Source organism: Kitasatospora sp. MMS16-BH015 (assembly GCF_002943525.1).
GTDB lineage: Bacteria > Actinomycetota > Actinomycetes > Streptomycetales > Streptomycetaceae > Kitasatospora.
Map to the genome: position 1 here is coordinate 1,496,817 of NZ_CP025394.1, position 19,787 is coordinate 1,516,603.

The window sequence follows — 19,787 nt, forward strand, 5'->3', positions numbered from 1 at the left end:
GGACCTCCCCCGGCGACAGGGGTGCTCGGTGGATGCCGCCGCCGATCGCCGGACGGTTCCATGGAGGTACGAAGACCTGCCCCGGTGAGGAGGACGACATGACCGCCACCACCGAAAGCACCACCGCGCCACGACTCCGCCGCGCCAGGGCGGCCGGTGCCGCCCTGGCGGCGGGACTCCTGCTCGCCGTGGCCACCGGCCCTGCCCCGGCCGCCGCCGAGGGGTGCCGATGCGGGCGGCTACACCACCCACCTGCACGACAACGGTGACTACTGCGTCTGGCTCGACGTGTTCTACGTCCAGAACGGGCACGGGGACTGGCCCGCGACACCCTGGGTCAAGTACTCCGGCTGAGCTCCGAACGACGTGGGCGAGGGTCAGGCCCGCAGTGCCGCCGCGAAGCGATGTCGCAAGGCGTCCAGCCGAGTGCGCCCCGCCCCGCCCGGCGGCGGCAGGCGACGGACGAGCGCCCGGACCGCCGCCGGGGCGAGCTCGACCGCCCGGTCGAGTTCGGCCTCGGCGGCACCGGGCCTCGCCGCCTCCGCCGCCCGCGCCGCGTACAGGCCGGGCGAGAGCACGTGGTTGACCTGGTGCGGGGTGGCCAGCGGGTGGATGTACGGCGCGGCCGCCGCGCAGCCCGCCGCCCGGGCGGCGGCGGAGGCCGCCGGGGCGTCGGTCTCCTTCGCGGCGGCGAGGGCCGCCCACCCGGCGGCGCGGAGCTGCCCCGTCCGGCGGCCGTCTCGCGCATAGGCCCGGGCCGCCGCGATCGCCGCCCGGGGGCGGGCGTCACCGGGGACGGCCGACTCGTACCGGGCCAGGGCCCGTTCGGCGCAGTCGGCCGCCCAGGCGGCGAGCAGCCGCCGGTCCTCCTCGCTGATCGGCACCTCGGCGGGGACGGCAGGCTGTTCCCCGGTACTCGTGTCGTCCATGCCCCCATCCTGCCGGACGGTCAGGAACGCTACCGGCCCGAGCCGGTGGTGCTGCCCGCGCCCGGTCCGCAGAAGGCCCGGTCGAGGAGCGCGATCACGGTCGGCGTCAGCTGGTCCGACTTCGCCGGGTCGTACGGGGTCACCGAGATCACCATCTGCCGGGTGCCGGTGCGGTTGCCGAACTCGTAGGTCAGGTAGTTGTTGATGCCGCCCGGGTGGCCCCAGACCTCGGTGCAGGAAAGGGAGGTCTGCATCAGGCCGAGACCGTACCGGGACGGCGGGTAGTCGTTGGCGGGCACGGTGGTGGTCATCGCGGCGAGCTGGGCCGGGGCGAGGAGCCGGCCGCCGAGGAGGGCGGCGTTGAAGCGGGTCAGATCCTCGGTGGTGGAGATCATCTCGCCGGCGGCGCCGCCCTGGGAGGGGTTGAGTTCGGTGACGTCGGCTGGGCCGGTGCTCAGCGAGAAGTAGGCGTGGCTGTGCGGGCCGGGGACGGTGGTGTCGGTACCGGGGAGGGTGGAGTGGTGCAGGCCGAGCGGGCAGAGGATGCGCTGCTGGACCTCGGTGCGCCAGGAGCGGCCCGTCACCTTCTCGATGAGCTCGCCCATCAGCTGGTAGTCGGTGTTGGAGTAGTGCCAGCCCTGGCCGGGGGCGAAGTACGGCGGGTGCGCCACCGCGAGGGCGATCAGCTGCTGCGGGGTGTAGGTCTGCCAGCGGCCGGTGGCGAGGAACTCCTGCTGCTGGGCCTCGGTGTCGGTGGCGAAGCTCGGGTCCTCCAGGTAGTCGAAGAGGCCGGCGGTGTGGCCGAGGATCTGCCGCACGGTGATCGCCCCGCCGTTCGGCACCACGCCCGGCAGGTGACGCTCGATCGGGTCGTCCAGGCCGAGCCTGCCCTCGGCCGAGAGCTGGAGCACCACCGTCGCCACGAAGGTCTTGGTCACGCTGCCGGCCCGGAATCGGCCGTCCACCGGCGCCGGGGCCTTGGTGGTCAGGTCCCGCACGCCCGAGCTGCCGCGCCAGACGGCCTTGCCGTGGTCCCGCAGTTCGGCGATCGCGCCGAGGGCGCCGGCCTGACCGGTGATCGCGTCCAGCCCCTGCCGGAGCCCGGCGGTGCCTTGGCCCGGCCGGCCGTCCGCCACCGAGAGGGTGAGGCCGGGCTGCGGGGTGGCCGCGCCCGCCGTCGGGGCGAGGGCGAGCACGGTGGCGCCCGCGAGCAGCCCGGCGGCGAGGCGGAAGCCGCGTCGCGTGCTGGTCCTGTGGTTCGTCATGCCTGTTCTCCGTCCGACCTGCGCCGCGGGGCACCCGGCGGGGGCCCACTCACGGCTCACCCACCCCACCGGGAGCAGCCCCGGGCGGTGGGTGATCAGGACGTTCTCACGCTTCCACGCCCGGGTGACGCGGCTTCAGGCCCCTTCTCCGGGCACCCTCTGCTGCCCGTCGAGCCGAGGTGCACCGGAATCGGGGCAGCGGGTTGGGTTGCGTCCGAAGCCCGCCTTTTTCAGATGCCGAACGGCGGGGCGTAGCGGACGGTGCCGCCCGGGAGCGGCTCGTGCCCCGGGTCGAGGGCCGCCCGGACGGCGGCGCCGCCCGCGCCGGTCCGCTGGTGGGCGGGGAGCACCGCGACCGGGGCCAGGCAGAGCGCCGGGGGCTCGTCGAGGTGACAGCACCATCCGACGGTTCGCCTACCCCCCGTCCGAGCCGCCGTCGAACCGGATCTACGGTGGAGCTTGCGGACGGACGGTACAGGGAGGTCCAAATGCCCACGCTGGGATGGTTGGTGACGACGGTGCCCGAGCTCCGGGTGGAGGCCGGCCCGGTCGGCTGGCAGACCCGGCCGGTGCTCGGCGTGGTGGACCACGGAGAAGAGGGCAGCGTGCCGGCCGGGCACCTGATGCTGCTGTCCGGGGAGCCGGTGGCCGCCGGGTCGGCGGCGAGGGTGCGGCAGGCGGCAGCGGTGGTGGCCCCGGCGGGGACCGCCCCCGGGCGGCTCGGGGTGCCGGTGTTGCGGGCGACGCCGGAGCTGTCCTGGCTGCGGGTGGCCCGGGTGATAGCCGAGGAACGGCTCCGGGAAGCACGGGAACGGACCGCCCTGCTGGAGCAGTTGCTGGCGCAGGCCCGGGAGCCCGCCGCCCAGGGAGTCGAGCGGGTGGTGGAGTGGCTGGGCCGCACCCTCGGCGCCCACGTCCTGCTCGACGGGGCCGGCCTCGGCAACGCCGACGGCGGCAGCCCACCCGACGGCCTCGGCACCCCGGTCGCCTCCTCACCCCGCGCCGAAGCGGCGCTCGCCGCTGCCGGCCGGGCCACCGTCGCCGACCCGGTCGCGGCCGGGCGGCTGCGGACGGCCGTATTGGCGGGCGGCGGGCTGCACCTGCGGCTGGCGGCCGTCGGCCGGGCCGGGGCGTACCTGACAGTGGGTCGGGTCAAACCGTTCGGGCCGTCGGCCGGGGGGCTGGTGGCGCAGGCCGCCGGGCTGCTCGACCCGCTGCTGCGGCTCCGCGCGGCGGAGGGCGAGCGGGAGCGGGCGGCCGAGTTGGCCTCGGGGCTGCGGGTGGCGGTCTTCCAGCTGCTGATGGGTGGTGAGGTGACGCTCGCTCAGCGGGCGGCGGAGGGACTGGTGCCGGGCCTGCTCGCGGCGGAGTCCGTCCGGGTGCAGGTGCTGGAGTGCCCGGCCGAGGAGCGGAACGCCCTGGCCGACGCCTGCGCCGAGGCCACGGCCGGCCGGGCCCTGGTGGTCCGCTGCCCGGCCACCGAGCAGCACCTGATCGTGGTCAGCCCGGTGGAGGGCCCCGAACCGGCGGCGGACGCCGGCTGGGGCACTGCCGGGCGGGTGCTGCGCGGGTTCCTGGCCGGGCATCCGGAGCGGCGGCTCGGCGGGAGTGGGGTGCATCCGCTGGAGAAGGTGGCGGCGGCGTACGGGGACGCCATCCGGGCGTTGGCGGCGGCGCGGCTGCGGCCGGGGCGGGCGGCGCTGTACGCGGTGGAGGACCGGTTGGTGCGGGTGCTCGACCGGGCGGTGGCGCGGGAGTGGGCGGCGGGGGTGCTGGCGCCGCTGCACGCCGTGCCGCTGGCCGGGCGGGACCAGCTGTACGGGACGCTGGGCCTGGGGCTGGAGTTCCCGGCCACCAGTGCCGGGCGGATCCTCGGGGTGAGCCGCAACACCGTACGGGCCCGGATGGACCGGGCGGCCGCACTGCTGGGCCTCGACCTGTCGCGGGTGGCAGCGCGAGCCGTGCTGCACCTGGCCCTGCGGGTCGGCGAGTCGGAGAGCGGCACCGGGGCCAGTGCGGTCCGGCTGGCCGAGGTGCTGGGGGCGGAGGCCGCCCGGGCCTGGGCCGAGGGGTTGGCGGAGCGGCTCGCGGAGGACGGACGGGACCTGCGCGGCACCCTGCGGGCCTGGCTCGGCGCGGACGCGAACGTGGAGCGCGCGGCCCGGCGGCTGGGGCTGCACCCGCAGACCGTCCGCGAGCACCTGCGCAGCGCCGAGCAGCTGCTCCAGCGTCAGCTGCTCTCCGGCGGCAGCGGGGTGTACGAGACGGCCCTCGCCTTCGCCGCCCTCGGCGAGCTGGAACTGCACCTGGAGCCGGGCCGGGCCGGCCGGGCACCCGAAGGGGCAGCCGGGACCGTGCACTCGTGACAGTGCCGCTGCCCGACCGTGCACCGGTGCAGTACCGGGTGGTCCGATCGGGCACCTAGAGTCGTGGTGAGCGGTCGGACGGGGGACCCGGACAACGGGGGACGGGACGGCCGGCCGCTCGGTGCTGTCGCCCGGGCCGAGGGAGCTTGAGTCTCCTCGGCCCGGGCGTTCTGCGTCGGTGGGCACCCCCGACGGTGCCCACCGCGTTCCAGGGCTCAGCGCCGCAGCGTGAGCAGCCCGCCGAGCGGGACGTGCAGGGCGAGTTCGGTGCCGTCCACGGTGGGCGCGGCCTCGGCGAGGGTGCCGCCCTGGCAGTCCTGGATCAGGACGGAGACCCGGCCCGGGGGCTGGTCGAAGGTGAGGCGGACCAGGGTGTCGGGGTCGGCGTTGGCCAGCAGCAGCAGGTCCCACGGGCCGCCCACCGGGATCGGGACGGGGGCGTAGCGGCCGAAGGCGAGGGCGGTGCCGTTGCGGGCCTCGATCAGCGGGTAGGCGAGTTCGGGGCGGTGCGGGCGCAGGTCACCGCGCTGGAGCAGGCCGACGTGCTCGCTCATGACGGAGAGCCAGAACCTGAGGGTGGCCAGCTGGGCCGGGCTCTGGGCGGCGAGTTCGACCGAGACCTGCGGGGTGGCGAAGAGCACCGAGAGCAGCAGCACGGCGATCTGCTCGGGGCTCTCGCTCGGGTGCCAGGTGATCGGGTCGGCGTGTACGGCCAGCGGTCCAGCGGTGAGCCGCAGGTCGGCGGTGCGGGTACGGTTCTCGGCGGTGTTGTGCGGGCAGTCGGTGGCACGCACCATCGTGGCGTACGGCCACAGGCCGGGGCCCATGTAGTCCTGGCGGTGCTCGATCAGCACCTCGGGCCGGGTGGCCCGCAGCCGTGCGTCCAGCGCGGTGAGCAGCTTCTGCACGCCCTCGGCCACCGTCTCGCAGTCGGCCTCGGGTGAGGCAGCGGTGGCGCCGGCCCGGGCGAAGGTGTCGATGAAGTCCACCTTGAGGCCGTCGGCGCCGTAGGTCTCGACGGCGGAGGCGAGCCGCTCGACCTGGTGCGCGCGCACGGTGGCGCTGCGCGGGTCCAGGACGTGGGTCTCCAACTGCGGCAGGTGGGCCAGGGTGTGCTCGGCCAGGCCCTTGAGGGCCGAGGAGCGCTCGCCGACGAAGGGCAGCGAGTGCCAGACCAGGTAGTTGAGGCCGAGCGCCTGCACCCGGGCGATGTGCGCGGCGAAGTCGGGGAAGCCGAGCGGGGCCGGCTGCCAGTCGCCGGTGGTGGCGTAGGAGCGGCCCTCCTCGTCGGTCTGCCAGCCGTCGTCCACGATGACGGCCTTGAAGCCGAGCGGGGCGGCCAGCGCCGCGAGCCGCTCCACGTCGGCGGAGGTCATCGCCAGGTGCAGGGCGTACCAGGTGCAGAAGGTGGGCTCGAAGGCGGCGGGCGGCACGGTGACCGGCGGCAGCAAGGTGGCCCACCAGGAGGCGGCGCCCCGGATGGTGTCGGCGAAGTGCCGGCCGCTCAGGTCGAGCAGCAGGGCGAGCCGGTCGCCCTCGTGCTCCACCCACCAGCTGAACTCGCCGGTCTCCTCGACCGCGCCCTCGCCGATCGAGACGGGCAGCACGAGCTCGCCGACGGCGAAGGTGCAGAGGGCGGCGTCGCCGGTGCCGACCAGCGAGCCGACCGGGGCGCCCTTGGGGAGGGAGGCGATCCGCGGCGCGAGCCAGGAGGGCGGCAGCCAGCGGGTGCCGGTGTTCGGGGTCCAGTGCGCGGTGGCCCCGGTGCAGGGCAGGCGCCACTCGACCCGGGCGCGCGGCGGCTGCCCGTCCAGCGTGGGGCCGGTGGTCACCTCGAGCAGCACCACGCCGGGCTGCGCCTGCGGGGTCACGGTGAGGCCGGTGAGCTCCGCGCCGACCGCCGTGGCCTGCACTCTCAGCCCGGGCAGCCCGAGGCCGGTCTCGACGGCACGGCGGTCCTCCGGCCGGCCGGAGGGGTGGGCACTGCCGTCCCAGCTGAGCGGGGGCGGGGTCTGGGTCACGAGTGAGCCTTCCGTTGGCATCTGACGGGTGGAAGGCCGTCGTCGGACGGGACGTCGGCCGGTGGGCCCGCACGGGCGGCCGCGGAAGCGGAAGGGACGGCCGCCCGTGCGGGAGTCGGTGGGATGGGGAGGTGGGCTGGGGAAGGGGTGGGCCCGGTCGGGTGCGGCCCGCGTGCGACGGTTCCCCGCCGCACCCGACCGGGGGCTCGTCAGCGGCGCAGCGGCCCCTCACAGGTGTAGCTGGAGGTGCCCGCCTTGCCGTTGGTCCAGATCTCGACCGGGCCGAAGGAGCAGTTCATGTCGTCGAGGTTGTTCGCGACGCCCTTCGTCCGCTGCAGGATGAAGTAGTCGACGGTGCCGGACATGTCCTTGAAGACCTGGTCGGGGTTGGTCGGGTCGGCGAGGTTGGCGGTGATCTTCCCGGTGCAGACGAAGCGCATCGGCTTGTTGTCCCAGTCGCCGTTGTCCACGCAGTCCGGGGTGTTGGAGGTGGCCTTGGCGAAGGCCGCCCGCACCTCGGCGGGGTACGCGTACTGCAGGTACCCGTTGGGCGTGAAGCCGGTGCTGGGCACGTACAGGCTGTCCACCCGGGCGATCTGGGCGTCCAGGAAGGCGTCGTACTCGGTCTGGAGGGCGGCGTCGGCGCCCACCCGGGTGCGCCAGGCGTCGAAGCCGGCCGGGTCGTCGGCCCGCTGGTAGCCGTACATCTCGCGCAGCAGCGAGGGGTGGCTCTGCCAGAGGAACTCGAAGAAGGTGCCCGCGTAGTTGTAGAAGTGGAAGGCCGGGGTGTCGTCGTAGCTTGCGTGGATCAGCTGCCGGACGGTCAGCCGGGGGATGCCGGCCGCCTCGTCCTGGGCGAGCTTCTGCACCAGGGACTTGCGGACCAGGATGCCCTGGTCGCGGGTGGCGCCGTCGAAGAACTCGGCGGTGCCCTCGTCCATCGCGGTGGTCAGGTCGTTCGCGTACCAGCGCGCGTTGCCGAAGTAACCCGGCACGGCCCAGCGGCCGTTGAGGTAGTGGGTGTACTCGTGCCGGAAGAGCTCCTCCAGCGTCAGGGTGGAGTCCTGCGGCACCCGGCGCTGGTAGGTGTAGAAGGTGGCGCCGTTCTCGATGTAGATGCCGCCGTTGTTGGTGTTCATCCCGGTGAGCAGCGGGTGGTAGACCTCGTAGTCGGAGCGCGAGGCGTAGAGGTGGATGTGCAGGATGGAGTTGACGTCGCCCGCGAGCGGCACGTCGGTGCCGAGCACCCGGAAGAACTGGGTCTTCACCTGCTTGCTCGCGTAGTACATCTGGTCGACCGTCGGCTTGTCGAGGGCGGTGTGCACCTCGATCGCGCCGTTGTCGTACCTGTAGGTGTTGGGGAAGAGCGCGGCCTCGATCTTGTCGGCGCAGACGTCGTACTGGGCGCAGACCCCGTAGGTGTTGGCCCAGCCGACCAGCTTGATCCACGGGTCGGAGTTCGCGCCAAAGGTGGCCCGGGTGAGGGTCAGCAGCGGGCCGAGGTCGGCCACCACCGCGTCGCGCAGGGCGGCGATCTGGCCGAACCGGCCGTACTCGGCCATCGCGTCGCGGGCCATCCAGGCGTTGGCGGTGCCCTTGAGGTGGCCGTAGCCGGCGAAGGCGCGGAAGGCGGCGCGGTAGTCGGCGTCGGCGGCCACGGCGGCGGTGAAGGCCGGGTCGTTGTTGGCGATGCCGAGGTAGTCGATGTTGAGGGCGGCGAGACCGGTGGTGCCCCAGACCCAGCTGTCGGCCACGGTGGTGCCGGGGGCGAACTTCGCGAGGATCTTCTTCACCAGACCGAGGTTGTGCCGGCCGAGCCCGGTGCTGCCGGCGGTGATGGCCAGCTCGCGCAGGGTGGCGGCGGCCGTGTCGGTGGTGTCGAAGGCGTGCGGGCTCGCCTGGTACGCGTCGATCGCGCGCTGGAGGGCGGTGGCCGTGGGCGCGTCGGTGACGTCGATCTCGCTGTGGTTGAAGTCGAAGTAGACCGTGGCGTGCAGGAAGGTCCACAGCGCGTAGAGGCGGCCGGTGCCGTCGTCGGTGGCGGAGAGCTTGGTGATCCGGTCGGCGACGGCCTGGACGTGGGCGTCGTCCATGGTGGCGGCGTACCGGGCGCCCCAGGTCCACAGGAAGGCGCGCAGGCAGCCGTCGGGGCTGACGGCGGGGTCGGCGAGGAAGTCGGCGAGCTGCTGCGGGCCGAGGCCGGTCATGCCGTCAAGGGTGCAGGGCACCCCGGCGGCCGTGGTGGCGGCGACGGCCTGCCGCACCGTGGCGGAGGCCGTCGGGGCGGGGGCGCCGACGCGGTCGGGCAGCAGGCCGGGGATGTGCGAGTCGCCGAGCGAGCCGCCGCCGGGGGCGGGGGCCGCGGTGCCGGGCTTGGCGGCGGCGGTGCCGAGGTGGTCGACCTCGTCGTAGCCGGTGGGGCCGGGAACGGTCGGGGTGGAGCTGCTCGGGGCGGTGACGGCCGGGGGCGGGGTGAGGGCCTGGGCGGTCTGCAGGGCCGGCAGTGTGAGGGAGGCTGCGAGTGCGGTGGCGATGAGGACCCTGCGCGCAGTGCGGGGAGTGGTCATCCAGTGGCTCCATGGAACGTGGGGGGAGGTGGCACCGGGCTCCGCCGGGGTGGGGGTGGCGGGGCCGGGTGCTGACGCCGTGTCGGGCGCACCCGGAGCCGTACCGTCGCCGGGGAAGGGGAGGGCGGCGGCGGTACGGCACCGGGCAGGACCGCGGACAGCGGTCCGGGGGCCGGTCAGGCCTCGGGGAAGTGGCAGGCGGCCTGCCGGCCGCCGCCGACGGTGGTGATCTGCAGCAGCGGGGCCTCGATGCGGCAGACGTCCTGCGCCTTGGGGCAGCGCGGGTGGAAGGTGCAGCCGCTGGGCGGGTTGGCCGGGCTCGGCGGGTCGCCCAGCAGGACGATCCGCTCGCGGGCGCGTTCGGCCGCCGGGTCGGGCAGCGGGACGGCGGAGAGCAGCGCCTTGGTGTACGGGTGGGCGGGGTTGTCGTACACCTGCTGCTTGTCGCCGATCTCGACGATCCGGCCGAGGTACATCACGGCCACCCGGTGGCTGATGTGCTTGACCACGGCGAGGTCGTGCGCGATGAAGACGTACGCGACGCCGAGTTCGCGCTGCAGGCGCTCCATCAGGCCGACGATCTGGGCCTGGATGGAGACGTCCAGGGCCGAGACCGGCTCGTCGGCGACGACCAGCTCGGGCCGGGTGGCCAGCGCCCGGGCGATGCCGATGCGCTGGGCCTGGCCGCCGGAGAACTGGTGCGGGTAGCGGTCCAGGTGCTCGGGGGCGAGGCCGACCAGGGCGGCCAGGTCGCGGACCTCCTTGCGCATCGCCTCGACGGTGGCGCCCTGGGCGCGCAGCGGGGCGGAGATGATCTGCTGGACGGTCTGCCGCGGGTTGAGCGAGGCGAACGGGTCCTGGAAGATCATCTGGAACCTGCTGCGCAGCGGCCGGAGTTCGCGCTGGCCGGTGGTGGTGATGTCCTTGCCCTGGAAGCTGACCCGGCCGGCGGTCGGGTCGAGCAGGCGCACCAGCATCCGGCCGGTGGTGGACTTGCCGCAGCCGGATTCGCCGACCAGGCCGAGCGTCTCGCCGGGGGCCACGTCGAAGGTGACGCCGTCCACGGCCTTGATGCCGGCCTGGCGGCGCAGGGTGCCGCGCGGACCGGGGAAGGTCATCCCCAGGTCCTTGACGGAGAGCAGGGCTGTCATGCGGTCACCCCATCGAGCTGGCAGGCGTTGCGGTGCCCCTCGGCGACCAGCCGCAGGAGCGGCCGCTCACCGGTGCAGAGCGGGTTGGGATCGGCCGCGTAGACCGGGCAGCGCGGGTGGAAGGCGCAGCCGGGCGGCGGGTTGAGCAGCGAGGGCGGGGTGCCGGGGATGGAGGTGAGCGCCTCCCCCTCGGCCGCGTCCAGGCGGGGCAGCGAATCCAGCAGGCCCCTGGTGTAGGGGTGCCGGGGGGCGGCGAACAGGGTGTCCACGGAGGCCTGTTCGGCGGCCGAGCCGCCGTACATGACCAGCACCTCGTCGGCGACCCGGGCGATCACGCCCAGGTCGTGGGTGATCATGATGACGCCGAGCCCGCGCTCCTGCTGGAGCTTCTTGAGCAGCTCGAGCACCTGGGCCTGGACGGTGACGTCCAGGGCCGTGGTGGGCTCGTCGGCGATGATCAGGTCGGGCTCGCAGGAGAGCGCGAGCGCGATCATCGCGCGCTGGCGCATGCCGCCGGAGAACTGGTGCGGGTGCTCGTGCACCCGGCGCCGCGGCTCCGGGATGCCCACGTCGCCGAGCACCTCCACCGCGCGCTCGATGGCGGCCTTGCGGCTGCCGCCGTGGTGCTCGCGGTACGCCTCGGCGATCTGGTCGCCGATGGTGAAGTAGGGGTGCAGCGAGGTGAGCGCGTCCTGGAAGATCATCGCCATCCGGCGGCCGCGCAGCTTGCGCACGGTCTCGGGCTGGGCGCCGATCAGCTCGGTGCCGTCGAACCTCACCGAGCCGGTGACGGTGGTGCTGGCCGCCCGGTGCAGGCCCATGACGGCCAGCGAGGTGACGGACTTGCCGGAGCCGGATTCGCCGACGATGCCGAGCGTCTGCCCGCGCTCGACGGTGAAGTCCACCCCCTTGACGGCCTTGATGACGCCCTCGGCGGTGCGGAACTCCACCTCCAGGCCCGAGACTTCGAGCAGTGCGGTCATGTGAGCCTCGCGCGGGGGTCGATCCAGGCGTAGACCAGGTCCACGATCAGGTTGGAGGTGACGATGAAGAAGGCGGCGAGCATGGTGATCCCCATGACCACCGGCTGGTCGGCCTTGTTGAGCGAGTCGGCGAAGAGCTTGCCGACCCCGGGGAGGCTGAACAGCGACTCGGTGATCAGGGCGCCGGCCAGCAGGCCGCCGAGGTCCATGCCGAGCATGGTGGCGACGGGGGTCAGGGCCGGGCGCAGCCCGTGCTTGGCGACCACCCGGCGCTCGCGCATGCCCTTGGCCCGGGCGGTGCGCACGTACGGCTCCTCCATCGTCTCGATGACGGAGTTGCGGGTCATCCGGGCGTAGATCGCGGCGTACATCAGCGCCAGGGTGATCCAGGGCAGGATCAGGTTGCGGATCCAGGCCACCGGGTCCTGGGTGAAGGCGATGTAGCGCGGGTAGGGCATCCAGCCGAGCACCGAGACGACCAGGTAGAGCAGCACCATCGCGGTGAAGTAGACCGGCAGCGCGGCGATGCCGATGGTGCCGACCATCACGGTGCGGTCCACCCAGGTGTTGCGGCGCAGCGCGGAGAGCACGCCGGCCGAGAGGCCGATCAGCAGCCAGAGCACGGAGGCGCCGAGCGCGAGCGAGGCGCTGGCGGGCAGCCGGTCCATCATCAGCGACCAGACCGGCTGGGCGCTCTGGAAGGAGTACCCGAAGCAGGGGAAGCCGCAGTGCACGGCGTACTGGCCGCTGCCCATGGTCTGGCCGGCGAAGATGCCGAGCACGTACCGGCCGAACTGGATGTAGAGCGGGTCGGCCAACCCCATCTGCTGGCGGACCAGTTCGATCCGGTCGGTGGTGCAGTCCTTGCCGCAGAACTGCACGGCCGGGTCGTTGGGCAGCAGGTAGAAGATGGTGAACGTCAGGGCGCAGATCACCAGGAGGGTGACGGCGATGCCGAGCAGCCGCCGGATCAGGAAGCCGATCATGCCGTCCTGCCCTTCGGGTCCAGGGCGTCGCGCAGCGCGTCACCGAGCAGGGTGAAGGCCAGCACGATCAGGAACAGGCAGAGGCTGGGCAGCATGAAGAACATCGGGTCGACCTTGTAGTAGAGCACCGAGTCCGAGATCATCTGACCCCAGGAGGGCGTCGGCGGACGCACGCCGACCCCGAGGAAGGAGAGCGCGGCCTCGGCGCCGATCAGGCCGGGGATGGCCAGCGTGACGTACACGATGATGGTGCCGGTGAGGTTGGGCAGGATCTCGGTGAAGAGGATCCGGGCGCTGGAGGTGCCGCTGGCGCGGGCCGCCTCGACGTACTCGCGGTGCTTGAGCGACATGGTCTGACCGCGGATCACCCGGGCGATGTACGGCCAGCTGAAGACGCCCATCACGACGATCAGCAGCAGGATGCGGTTGGCGTTCTGGGCCACCGAGAGCAGCGCGATGATGAAGATCAGACTGGGGAAGGACATCATCACGTCCATGAACCGGCTGATCACGGCGTCGATCCGGCCGCCGAAGTAGCCGGAGGTGATGCCGAGCAGCACACCGATCACGGTGATCATGATGGCGGCGCTGAAGGCGACCAGGAGGCTGACCTGGGCGCCGTAGAGCAGCCGGGCGAAGACGTCGCGCCCGAGCATCGGCTCGACCCCGAGCCAGTGCTTGGGGCTCATGCCGCCGAAGCTGCCCTTGGGCAGGCCGCCCAGGTAGGGGTTGATGGCCTTCTTGTCCAGCTCGGAGGGGCCCTGGCCGCTGATCGCGGTGAGCACCGGGGCCAGCGCGGCGGCCAGCACGAAGAAGACGATGATGCCGAGGCCCACCATGGCGGCCCGCTGGCGGCGCAGGCGGTGCCAGGCGAGGCGCCAGGGGGAGGCCGGCGGTTGGGTGGCGGTCGGCTGGACGGGCTCGGCGAGGGCGGAGGCGGCGGGGCCGGCCTCGGCCCCCGCTCCCCCGGAGCCGGCCGGGAGGGGCGGGGCGGTCATGGGCGTCGGTTCCTTCACGCTCGACGGTGGTCGTGCACGCGCGGCGGGCCGGGCCCGCCTGACACCCGGTCAGGCGGGCCCGGGAGCCGGGCGGTTACTTGACCGACTTCAGGCCGATGACGGCGTAGTCGATCTGACCGGCCCACACGGGGTGGGCGAAGGCACCGGCGATGTTGGAGCCGACCAGCAGCGGCTTCTTCTGCCAGAGCAGCGGCACGGCGGGCGCCTCGTCCATGATCTTGGCGTCGAGCGCGGTCCACGCCTTGTTGGCCTCGGTGAGGTCGGTCAGCGAGGCGATCCGGTCGAGCTCGGCGTTGACGGCCGGGTCGTTGAACCGGTCGAGGTTGCCGTTGTTGCCCTTGTCCTTGATGGCCCGGCCGTCGAAGATCATCGGCAGGAAGGTGGCGGCCGAGGGGTAGTCGGGGCACCAGCCGCCGACCGAGAGGCCCGGCTGCTTCGCCTTGTCGCCGACGACGCCGCCCAGCGCGGTCGGGTCGACGGTGTTGATCTGGACGGTGACGCCGGCGTTCTTCAGCGCGGCCTGGATCGCCTCGGCCTCCTGCTTGCCACCGGTGGAGGTGGCCAGCTCGGTGGAGAAGCCGTTCGGGAAGCCCGCCTCGGCCAGCAACTGCTTGGCCTTGGCCTGGTCACCGGCCGGCTTGATGCCGAAGTGGTCGACCGCCTTGCCGTCGGTGAGCACCGGCGGCAGGTAGGTGGTGGCGATGTCGTTCAGCGCGGGGCCGCCGAGCGCGTTCTGCACGGCCTCCTTGTCCACCGCGTACTGGATCGCCAGGCGCACCTTGGGGTTGTCGAACGGCGCCTTGGTGTTGTTCATGTCGAGCTTGCTGGTACAGCCGGCGTTCTCGCTGATCAGACGGGCCTTGACGGCCGGGTTGGTCAGCACGTCGCTCAGCTTGGCGGGCAGCAGGTCGGCGTAGGCGATCGCGTTCTTGTCGTCGCCCTGGTCGGCGATCAGCCGGTCGCTGATGCCGGTGTTCTTGAGGGTCTGGTCGACCACGATCTTGTCCGGGTACGCCTTGCGCACCGAGTCGGAGGCCGGGTCCCAGTTGGTGTTGCGGACGAGCACCATCTGCTTGCCGCGGTCGTAGGTCTCGATCTTGTACGGGCCGGAGGAGACCACGTGGTTGCCGTAGTTGACGCCGGTGTCCTTGGCCTTGGGCACCGGGGCGAAGGTCGGCAGGGTCGCGGTGTAGCCGAACTCGGCCACCGGGCGCTTGAGGTGGAAGACGATGGTCTTCGCGTCGGGCACCTCGATCGCCTCCTTGCCGAGGCGCTCGCCCTTGAGCGGGCCCTGGTAGGCGGCCGGGGCGTTCAGGTAGCGCACGGCGTAGTCCGGGCCGCCGGGCAGGTCCGGGGAGAAGGAGCGCTCGACGTTGTACTTGATGTCGTCGGCGACGATCGGCGTGCCGTCCTCGTACTTCAGGCCGTCCTTCAGGTGGAAGGTCCAGGTCTTGGCCCCGTCGCTGGGGGTGCCGAGGTCGGTGGCCAGGTCGGGCTCGATCTTGAGGCCCTCGGCGCCGGGGGCGGCCTTGAAGGTGGTGAGGGTGCGGTAGAGCATCCGGACGCCCACGTCCATGACCGGCATGGTCCAGTTGCGGGCCGGGTCGAGCTGGTCGAAGTCCTGGTTGGACAGGATGGTGAGGGTGCCGCCCTTGACCGGCGTACCGCCGATGATGCCGTTGCCCTCGGTGGTCACCGGCTTGTCCGTGCCGTCACTGCTGCTTCCGGTGCTGGAGCACGCCCCGAGGCCGAGGGTCAGTGCTGCCGCGATCGCCGCCGCGAGGGCAGCGTGGGTACGCCTGGTCATGTGCAACTCCGCGGTGTGGGGCCAGCTTCGGCCCGGTTCGCCCCGGGGCTGATCCGGGGCCACCCGGGGGGCGGGTCTCCTGGCCGACGGTGGTCGTAACCTGAGGTCTAGCCGCTCCTGGGGTGTGACCCGTAACATAGTAATGTGAAATTGCACTGGCAAGAGGTGGAGCGCTCCGTTACCGAGCTGTGTCCGGCGTGCCCCTCAACTCCCTTGCGGCCCGGCCCCATCAGCGCAGCTGATCACCTGGTGTCCGGTGGTGCAGCTCAACACCCCTGTCCCTACGCGTCCGGCCGACGGCCTAGGAGCTCCCCACAGTGACCGAGACCCCGAAGACCCCCACCCTCAACACCGGCAGCCACGACCTGCCCGTCTCCGAGGCGCTCGACGCCTTCATGGGCACCGCCTGGGCCGCCAGCCCGCTGCCCGCCGACGAGCGGGTCAACGGGTACGCCGTCATGCCCGCCCGCCGCGCCAAGCTGGCCGCCCGCTTCCCCGGCGAGCGCCTGGTGGTACCGGCCGGTCAGCTCAAGGTGCGCAGCAACGACTGCGACTACCGCTTCCGCCCGCACAGCGCCTACGCCTGGCTCACCGGCCTCACCGGCGAGGAGCAGGTCGGCCACGTCCTGGTGGTCGAGCCCACCGGCGAGCCCGTCCTCTACCTGCGCCCGCGCTCCCCGCGCGGCGGCGGCAGCCCCTACGGCTCCGAGTTCTACCGCGACCGCCGCTACGGCGAGTTCTGGGTCGGCCGCCGCGCCGACCTCGCCGAGGCCGAGCAGCTCACCGGCATCCGCACCGCCCACCTGGACGACCTGGAGAAGCTCTTCACCGGCCCCCAGCCCACCACCCGGGTGCTGGCCGGCGTCGACCCGGTGCTCGACGCACTGGCCGGCCGCTCCGCCCTCGTCCCCGCCACCGGTGACGGCGAGCTGGCCACCGCGCTCTCCGAGCTGCGCCTGATCAAGGACGCCTGGGAGGTCGAGCAGCTCCAGCTCTCGGTGGACCTCACCGTCACCGGCTTCGAGGACGTGGTCCGCGCCCTGCCCGCCGCCCTGCGCCACCACCGCGGCGAGCGCTGGCTGGAAGGCGCCTTCAACGCGCGCGCCCGCGCCGAGGGCAACGGCGTCGGCTACGACACCATCGTCGCCTCCGGTGCCCACGCCACCGTGCTGCACTGGATCCGCAACGACGGCAGGCTCGACCCCTCGGACCTGCTGCTGCTGGACGCCGGCGTGGAGACCGACTCCCTCTACACCGCCGACATCACCCGCACCCTCCCGCTCAGCGGCACCTTCTCCCCCGTCCAGCGCCAGGCGTACGAGCTGGTGCTCGCCGCCCAGGACGCCGGCATCGCGGCGCTGCGCCCCGGCGCCTCCTTCCGCGACTTCCACAAGGCCGCCATGCGGGTCATCGCCCACGGCCTGGCCGACTGGGGCGTCCTCCCGGTCTCCGCCGAGGAGGCCCTCCGGGAGGACAGCGGCCTCTTCCGCCGCTACACCCTCTGCTCCACCGGCCACATGCTCGGCCTCGACGTGCACGACTGCGCCAAGGCCCGCGCCGAGACGTACCTGGACGGCGTCCTGGAGGAGGGCCAGGTGCTGACCGTCGAGCCCGGCCTCTACCTCCAGGCCGACGACGAGACCCTCCCGGCCGAGCTGCGCGGCCTCGGCATCCGGATCGAGGACGACCTCATCATCACCGCCGACGGCGCCCGGATGATGTCCGGCGCCCTCCCGCGCACCCCGGACGCGATCGAGTCCTGGATGGGCAACCTTCTGGGCTGACCAGGAGTCTCATGCGTATCGGGCGGGGTGTTTCGGCGGACTCACCCCGCCCGGTAGGACTGCTTCGCAGACCTGCGGTTGCACTTTCCAGGGGCCCTCGTCAGAGCGCAGCCTCGCGCCACAGCTCCCGGGTGAGCTCCGCCGCCGGCCCCGTCCGGGTCAGCGCGTGGGCCGTGCCCGCCCACAGGTGCATGGTGCCCGAGTCGCCGGCCTTGGCCGCCGCGCCCCGGATCGGGGCCGTCAGGTGGTGCACCGCCGGGTACGCCTTCGGCGCCGCCGGCCCGTACCGGTCGATGAACGCGTTCCGCAGCCCGCGCGCCGCCCGCCCGGTGTAGGCCCGCGTCACCACCGTCTCGCTGCCGGCCGCCACCAGCGCCGCCCGGTGCACCGCCGAGGCCCCCGACTCGTCCGAGGACAGGTACGCCGTGCCCAGCTGCACGGCCACCGCCCCCGCCCGCAGCGCCGCCGCGATCGCCGCCCCGCTGCCGATCCCGCCCGCAGCGAGCAGCGGCAGCCGCGTGACGGCCGCCACCTCCCCGAGCAGTGCGAGCAGCGGCGTCCGGCCCGGCTCCTGCTCCACCCGGTGCGTGCCGCGGTGCCCGCCGGCCTCGGGGCCCTGCACGCAGAGCGCGTCCATCCCCACCGCCTCGGCCGCCCGCGCCTCCGCCGCACTGGTCACCGTGCCGATCTGCACCGTGCCCACCGCGCGCAGCGCGGCGGCCTCCGCCGCCGTCGGCAGCCCGAAGGTGTAGGACACGTACGGCACCGGATCGGCCGTCAGCAGCGCGAGCTTGGCCTCCCAGTCGTCCCGGTCCGCCCTGGGCACGGCCGGCAGCTCGACGCCCCAGCGCTCGGCCTCCGGCCCCAGCAGCTCCCGGTACGCCGCGTACCCGGCGCCCTCCTGCTCCCCTTCCGCCGGCACGAAGAGGTTCATCCCGAACGGACGGTCAGTCAGTTTCCTGGTCTCCGAGATCTGTTCGGCCGTCGCCGCCGCCGACTTGTACCCGGCGGCCAGGAACCCGAGGCCGCCGGCGCCGCTCACCGCCGCCACCAACTCGGGGGTGGACGGCCCGCCGGCCATCGGCGCCGCCACCACCGGAACCGTCAACTCCAGCACCACGTCTGCGCTCCCCTTCCACCGCCGGTCGCTTCCTGGGCCCAGCCTATGAGTCCGCTGACAGCCACCGCAGAATCTCAAGATCCATGTCAGGTCGACCGACGAGTTTTCGCCCTTCTGGCATAGACACAGCAAAATCTTCGGCGGATCACGGCCGTACCCCTGGACGCCCCGCACCCCGCCCTGGTTGGGTAACTCGCGCTCCACCGCGTGCAGTTCGCCCCCACACCACACCCTCACCCTCATTCGGAGGAATCGGTGCGTATCCGCCCCCTCGCCGCGCTCGCCGCCGTCGCCGTGGCCGGCCTCTCGCTGACCGTCGGTGCCCAGGCCGACGCCACCACGGCCCCGGCCCACCACGGCGTCAAGCCGCTGCACGCCGCCCCCCTGCAGGCCGCCGCCCGCTCGACCAGCACCCTGAAGATCGGCTCCAGCGCCACCCAGGGCGTGGTCTCCCCCACCCCGAAGGTCTACCTGGTCTTCTGGGGCTCGCAGTGGTCCTCCGATCCGGCGGGCGTGGCGACCGACATGCAGAACATGTTCAAGGGCCTCTACGGCAGCCAGGACACCTGGGGCACCATCCTCAGCCAGTACTGCGAGGGCGTCGCCAAGGGCACCGTCACCTGCGGCACCAGCGGCATCCACATCAACCACCCGGCCAGCACCCCGCTGGCCGGCGTCTGGTTCGACAACGCCGCCGCCAGCCCGGCCGGCTCCACCGCCGCCCAGCTCGGCAGTGAGGCCGCCAAGGCCGCCGCCCACTTCGGCAACACCACCCAGACGCCGAACCTCAACGCCCAGTACGTGATCCTCTCCCCGACCGGCACCCACCCGGACGGCTTCCCCAACTCGGGCTTCTGCGCCTGGCACGACAAGACCAGCTCCTCGTACGGCACCCTCGCCTACACCAACATGCCGTACATCCCGGACAGCGGCGCCGGTGCCTGCACCACCTTCACCGACGGCCGCCTGCTCTCCGGCATCGAGTCCACCGAGACGCACGAGTACGCCGAGACCGTCACCGACTTCTGGCCCTCCATCGGCTGGAACGGCGGCGCCGGCGAGATCGGCGACGCCTGCCAGAACATGGACGCCTACGTCACCCTCTCCACCGGCACCTTCGACCTCCAGGGGCTCTGGTCCAACTCCGCCAACAAGTGCGTGACCAAGGGCTGACGCCCCACCGCCCCGGGCCGGTGGACCCCCACCGGCCCGGGCCTTTCTCCCCACCACCACAGGCCCTTCGCCGAGCCCTTCCCCGCGCGCTCCACACCTAGGCTGGATTGACCCCCGCCCCCGTCTGGAGCCGCTCAGCCATGCCCATATCCCGTCCCCGCCGCCGCACCGTCCTGCTGGCCGGCACCGCCGGCTTCGCCGCCGTCCTCGCCCTCGGCGCCTGCAACGCCCCCGACACCCCCACCCCGAAGCCCACCCCCTCCGCCTCGGCCACCCCCTCCCCCAGCCCCACCCACTCGGCAAGCCCGACGCCATCTCCGTCCCCCACCCCCACCACGGCCGCCCCGACCCCGAAGCCCACCCCGACCCACACACCGCCCCCGTCCCTACCCCCGGCCCCGACCGCCCCGCCGGCCGCTCCCCGGACCCCGGCTCAGGCCCCGGCCGCCGCCGACCCCACCTGCTCCATCCGCACCGGCTCCGGCAACTGCTACCACGCAGGCGAGTTCTGCCGTAAGGGCGACCTCGGCAAGTCCACCACCGACGCGGCAGGCCGCGAGATCACCTGCGGCATCGAGAGCGGCAAGCCCCACTGGCACTACTGAGCCAGCGGACC

15 protein-coding genes are annotated in these 19,787 nt (G+C 73.2%); 5 read left to right on the plus strand and 10 right to left on the minus strand.

Annotated features, from left to right (window positions below):
* Positions 1–156 precede the first annotated feature (156 nt).
* On the plus strand, positions 157–354 hold the full coding sequence (locus tag CFP65_RS06435) for a hypothetical protein (RefSeq protein WP_104815166.1): 198 nt from the start codon (positions 157–159) through the stop codon (positions 352–354).
* 23 nt (positions 355–377) lie between these two features.
* Here the strand turns inward: CFP65_RS06435 and CFP65_RS06440 are convergent, their stop codons facing one another.
* Both CFP65_RS06440 and CFP65_RS06445 read right to left on the minus strand, forming a co-directional pair.
* Positions 378–929 (minus strand): putative immunity protein, encoded by a 552-nt coding sequence (locus CFP65_RS06440; protein ID WP_104815167.1) that lies wholly within the window; start codon positions 927–929, stop codon positions 378–380.
* Between the two features lie 29 nt (positions 930–958).
* Positions 959–2,194 carry a serine hydrolase gene (locus CFP65_RS06445; RefSeq protein WP_104815168.1) on the minus strand — a complete coding sequence of 412 codons (1,236 nt, stop codon included), beginning with the start codon at positions 2,192–2,194 and terminating at the stop codon, positions 959–961.
* A gap of 488 nt (positions 2,195–2,682) precedes the next feature.
* On the opposite strand from CFP65_RS06445, the gene CFP65_RS06455 reads away from it, so the two are divergent.
* The gene (locus CFP65_RS06455; RefSeq protein WP_104815170.1) at positions 2,683–4,560 is read left to right on the plus strand and encodes a helix-turn-helix domain-containing protein; all 1,878 of its coding nucleotides are present in this window, start codon (positions 2,683–2,685) and stop codon (positions 4,558–4,560) included.
* A gap of 215 nt (positions 4,561–4,775) precedes the next feature.
* Here the strand turns inward: CFP65_RS06455 and CFP65_RS06460 are convergent, their stop codons facing one another.
* The 7 genes from CFP65_RS06460 to CFP65_RS06490 all read right to left on the minus strand — a co-directional run bounded on the left by CFP65_RS06460 (position 4,776) and on the right by CFP65_RS06490 (position 15,094).
* Complete coding sequence (locus CFP65_RS06460) at positions 4,776–6,581, minus strand: glycoside hydrolase family 36 protein (protein WP_104815171.1); 1,806 nt, start codon at positions 6,579–6,581, stop codon at positions 4,776–4,778.
* 209 nt (positions 6,582–6,790) lie between these two features.
* Complete coding sequence (locus CFP65_RS06465) at positions 6,791–9,148, minus strand: collagenase (RefSeq protein ID WP_104815172.1); 2,358 nt, start codon at positions 9,146–9,148, stop codon at positions 6,791–6,793.
* 176 nt (positions 9,149–9,324) lie between these two features.
* A complete protein-coding gene (locus CFP65_RS06470; RefSeq protein ID WP_104815173.1) occupies positions 9,325–10,299 on the minus strand; it encodes an ABC transporter ATP-binding protein in 975 nt (324 codons plus the stop codon).
* The gene (locus CFP65_RS06475) at positions 10,296–11,282 is read right to left on the minus strand and encodes an ABC transporter ATP-binding protein (RefSeq protein WP_104815174.1); all 987 of its coding nucleotides are present in this window, start codon (positions 11,280–11,282) and stop codon (positions 10,296–10,298) included. The genes CFP65_RS06470 and CFP65_RS06475 overlap by 4 nt, the downstream gene beginning before the upstream one ends.
* A complete protein-coding gene (locus CFP65_RS06480; RefSeq protein ID WP_104815175.1) occupies positions 11,279–12,268 on the minus strand; it encodes an ABC transporter permease in 990 nt (329 codons plus the stop codon). Before CFP65_RS06480 ends, CFP65_RS06475 begins: the two co-directional genes overlap by 4 nt.
* The gene (locus tag CFP65_RS06485) at positions 12,265–13,266 is read right to left on the minus strand and encodes an ABC transporter permease (protein WP_104815176.1); all 1,002 of its coding nucleotides are present in this window, start codon (positions 13,264–13,266) and stop codon (positions 12,265–12,267) included. Before CFP65_RS06485 ends, CFP65_RS06480 begins: the two co-directional genes overlap by 4 nt.
* Before the next feature lie 94 nt (positions 13,267–13,360).
* Positions 13,361–15,094 carry an ABC transporter substrate-binding protein gene (locus CFP65_RS06490; protein ID WP_104815177.1) on the minus strand — a complete coding sequence of 578 codons (1,734 nt, stop codon included), beginning with the start codon at positions 15,092–15,094 and terminating at the stop codon, positions 13,361–13,363.
* A gap of 317 nt (positions 15,095–15,411) precedes the next feature.
* Between CFP65_RS06490 and CFP65_RS06495 the strand changes: the two genes are divergently transcribed.
* Positions 15,412–16,878 carry an aminopeptidase P family protein gene (locus CFP65_RS06495; protein ID WP_254552260.1) on the plus strand — a complete coding sequence of 489 codons (1,467 nt, stop codon included), beginning with the start codon at positions 15,412–15,414 and terminating at the stop codon, positions 16,876–16,878.
* A 100-nt stretch (positions 16,879–16,978) separates the two neighbouring features.
* On the opposite strand, the gene CFP65_RS06500 is transcribed toward CFP65_RS06495, so the two are convergent.
* A complete protein-coding gene (locus tag CFP65_RS06500) occupies positions 16,979–17,998 on the minus strand; it encodes a nitronate monooxygenase (protein ID WP_104815178.1) in 1,020 nt (339 codons plus the stop codon).
* A 255-nt stretch (positions 17,999–18,253) separates the two neighbouring features.
* On the opposite strand from CFP65_RS06500, the gene CFP65_RS06505 reads away from it, so the two are divergent.
* The gene (locus CFP65_RS06505) at positions 18,254–19,171 is read left to right on the plus strand and encodes a hypothetical protein (protein ID WP_104815179.1); all 918 of its coding nucleotides are present in this window, start codon (positions 18,254–18,256) and stop codon (positions 19,169–19,171) included.
* Positions 19,172–19,311: 140 nt separating this feature from the next.
* Positions 19,312–19,776: a hypothetical protein gene (locus CFP65_RS06510; RefSeq protein ID WP_104815180.1), complete on the plus strand. Its 465-nt coding sequence runs from the start codon at positions 19,312–19,314 to the stop codon at positions 19,774–19,776.
* Positions 19,777–19,787: the final 11 nt, after the last annotated feature.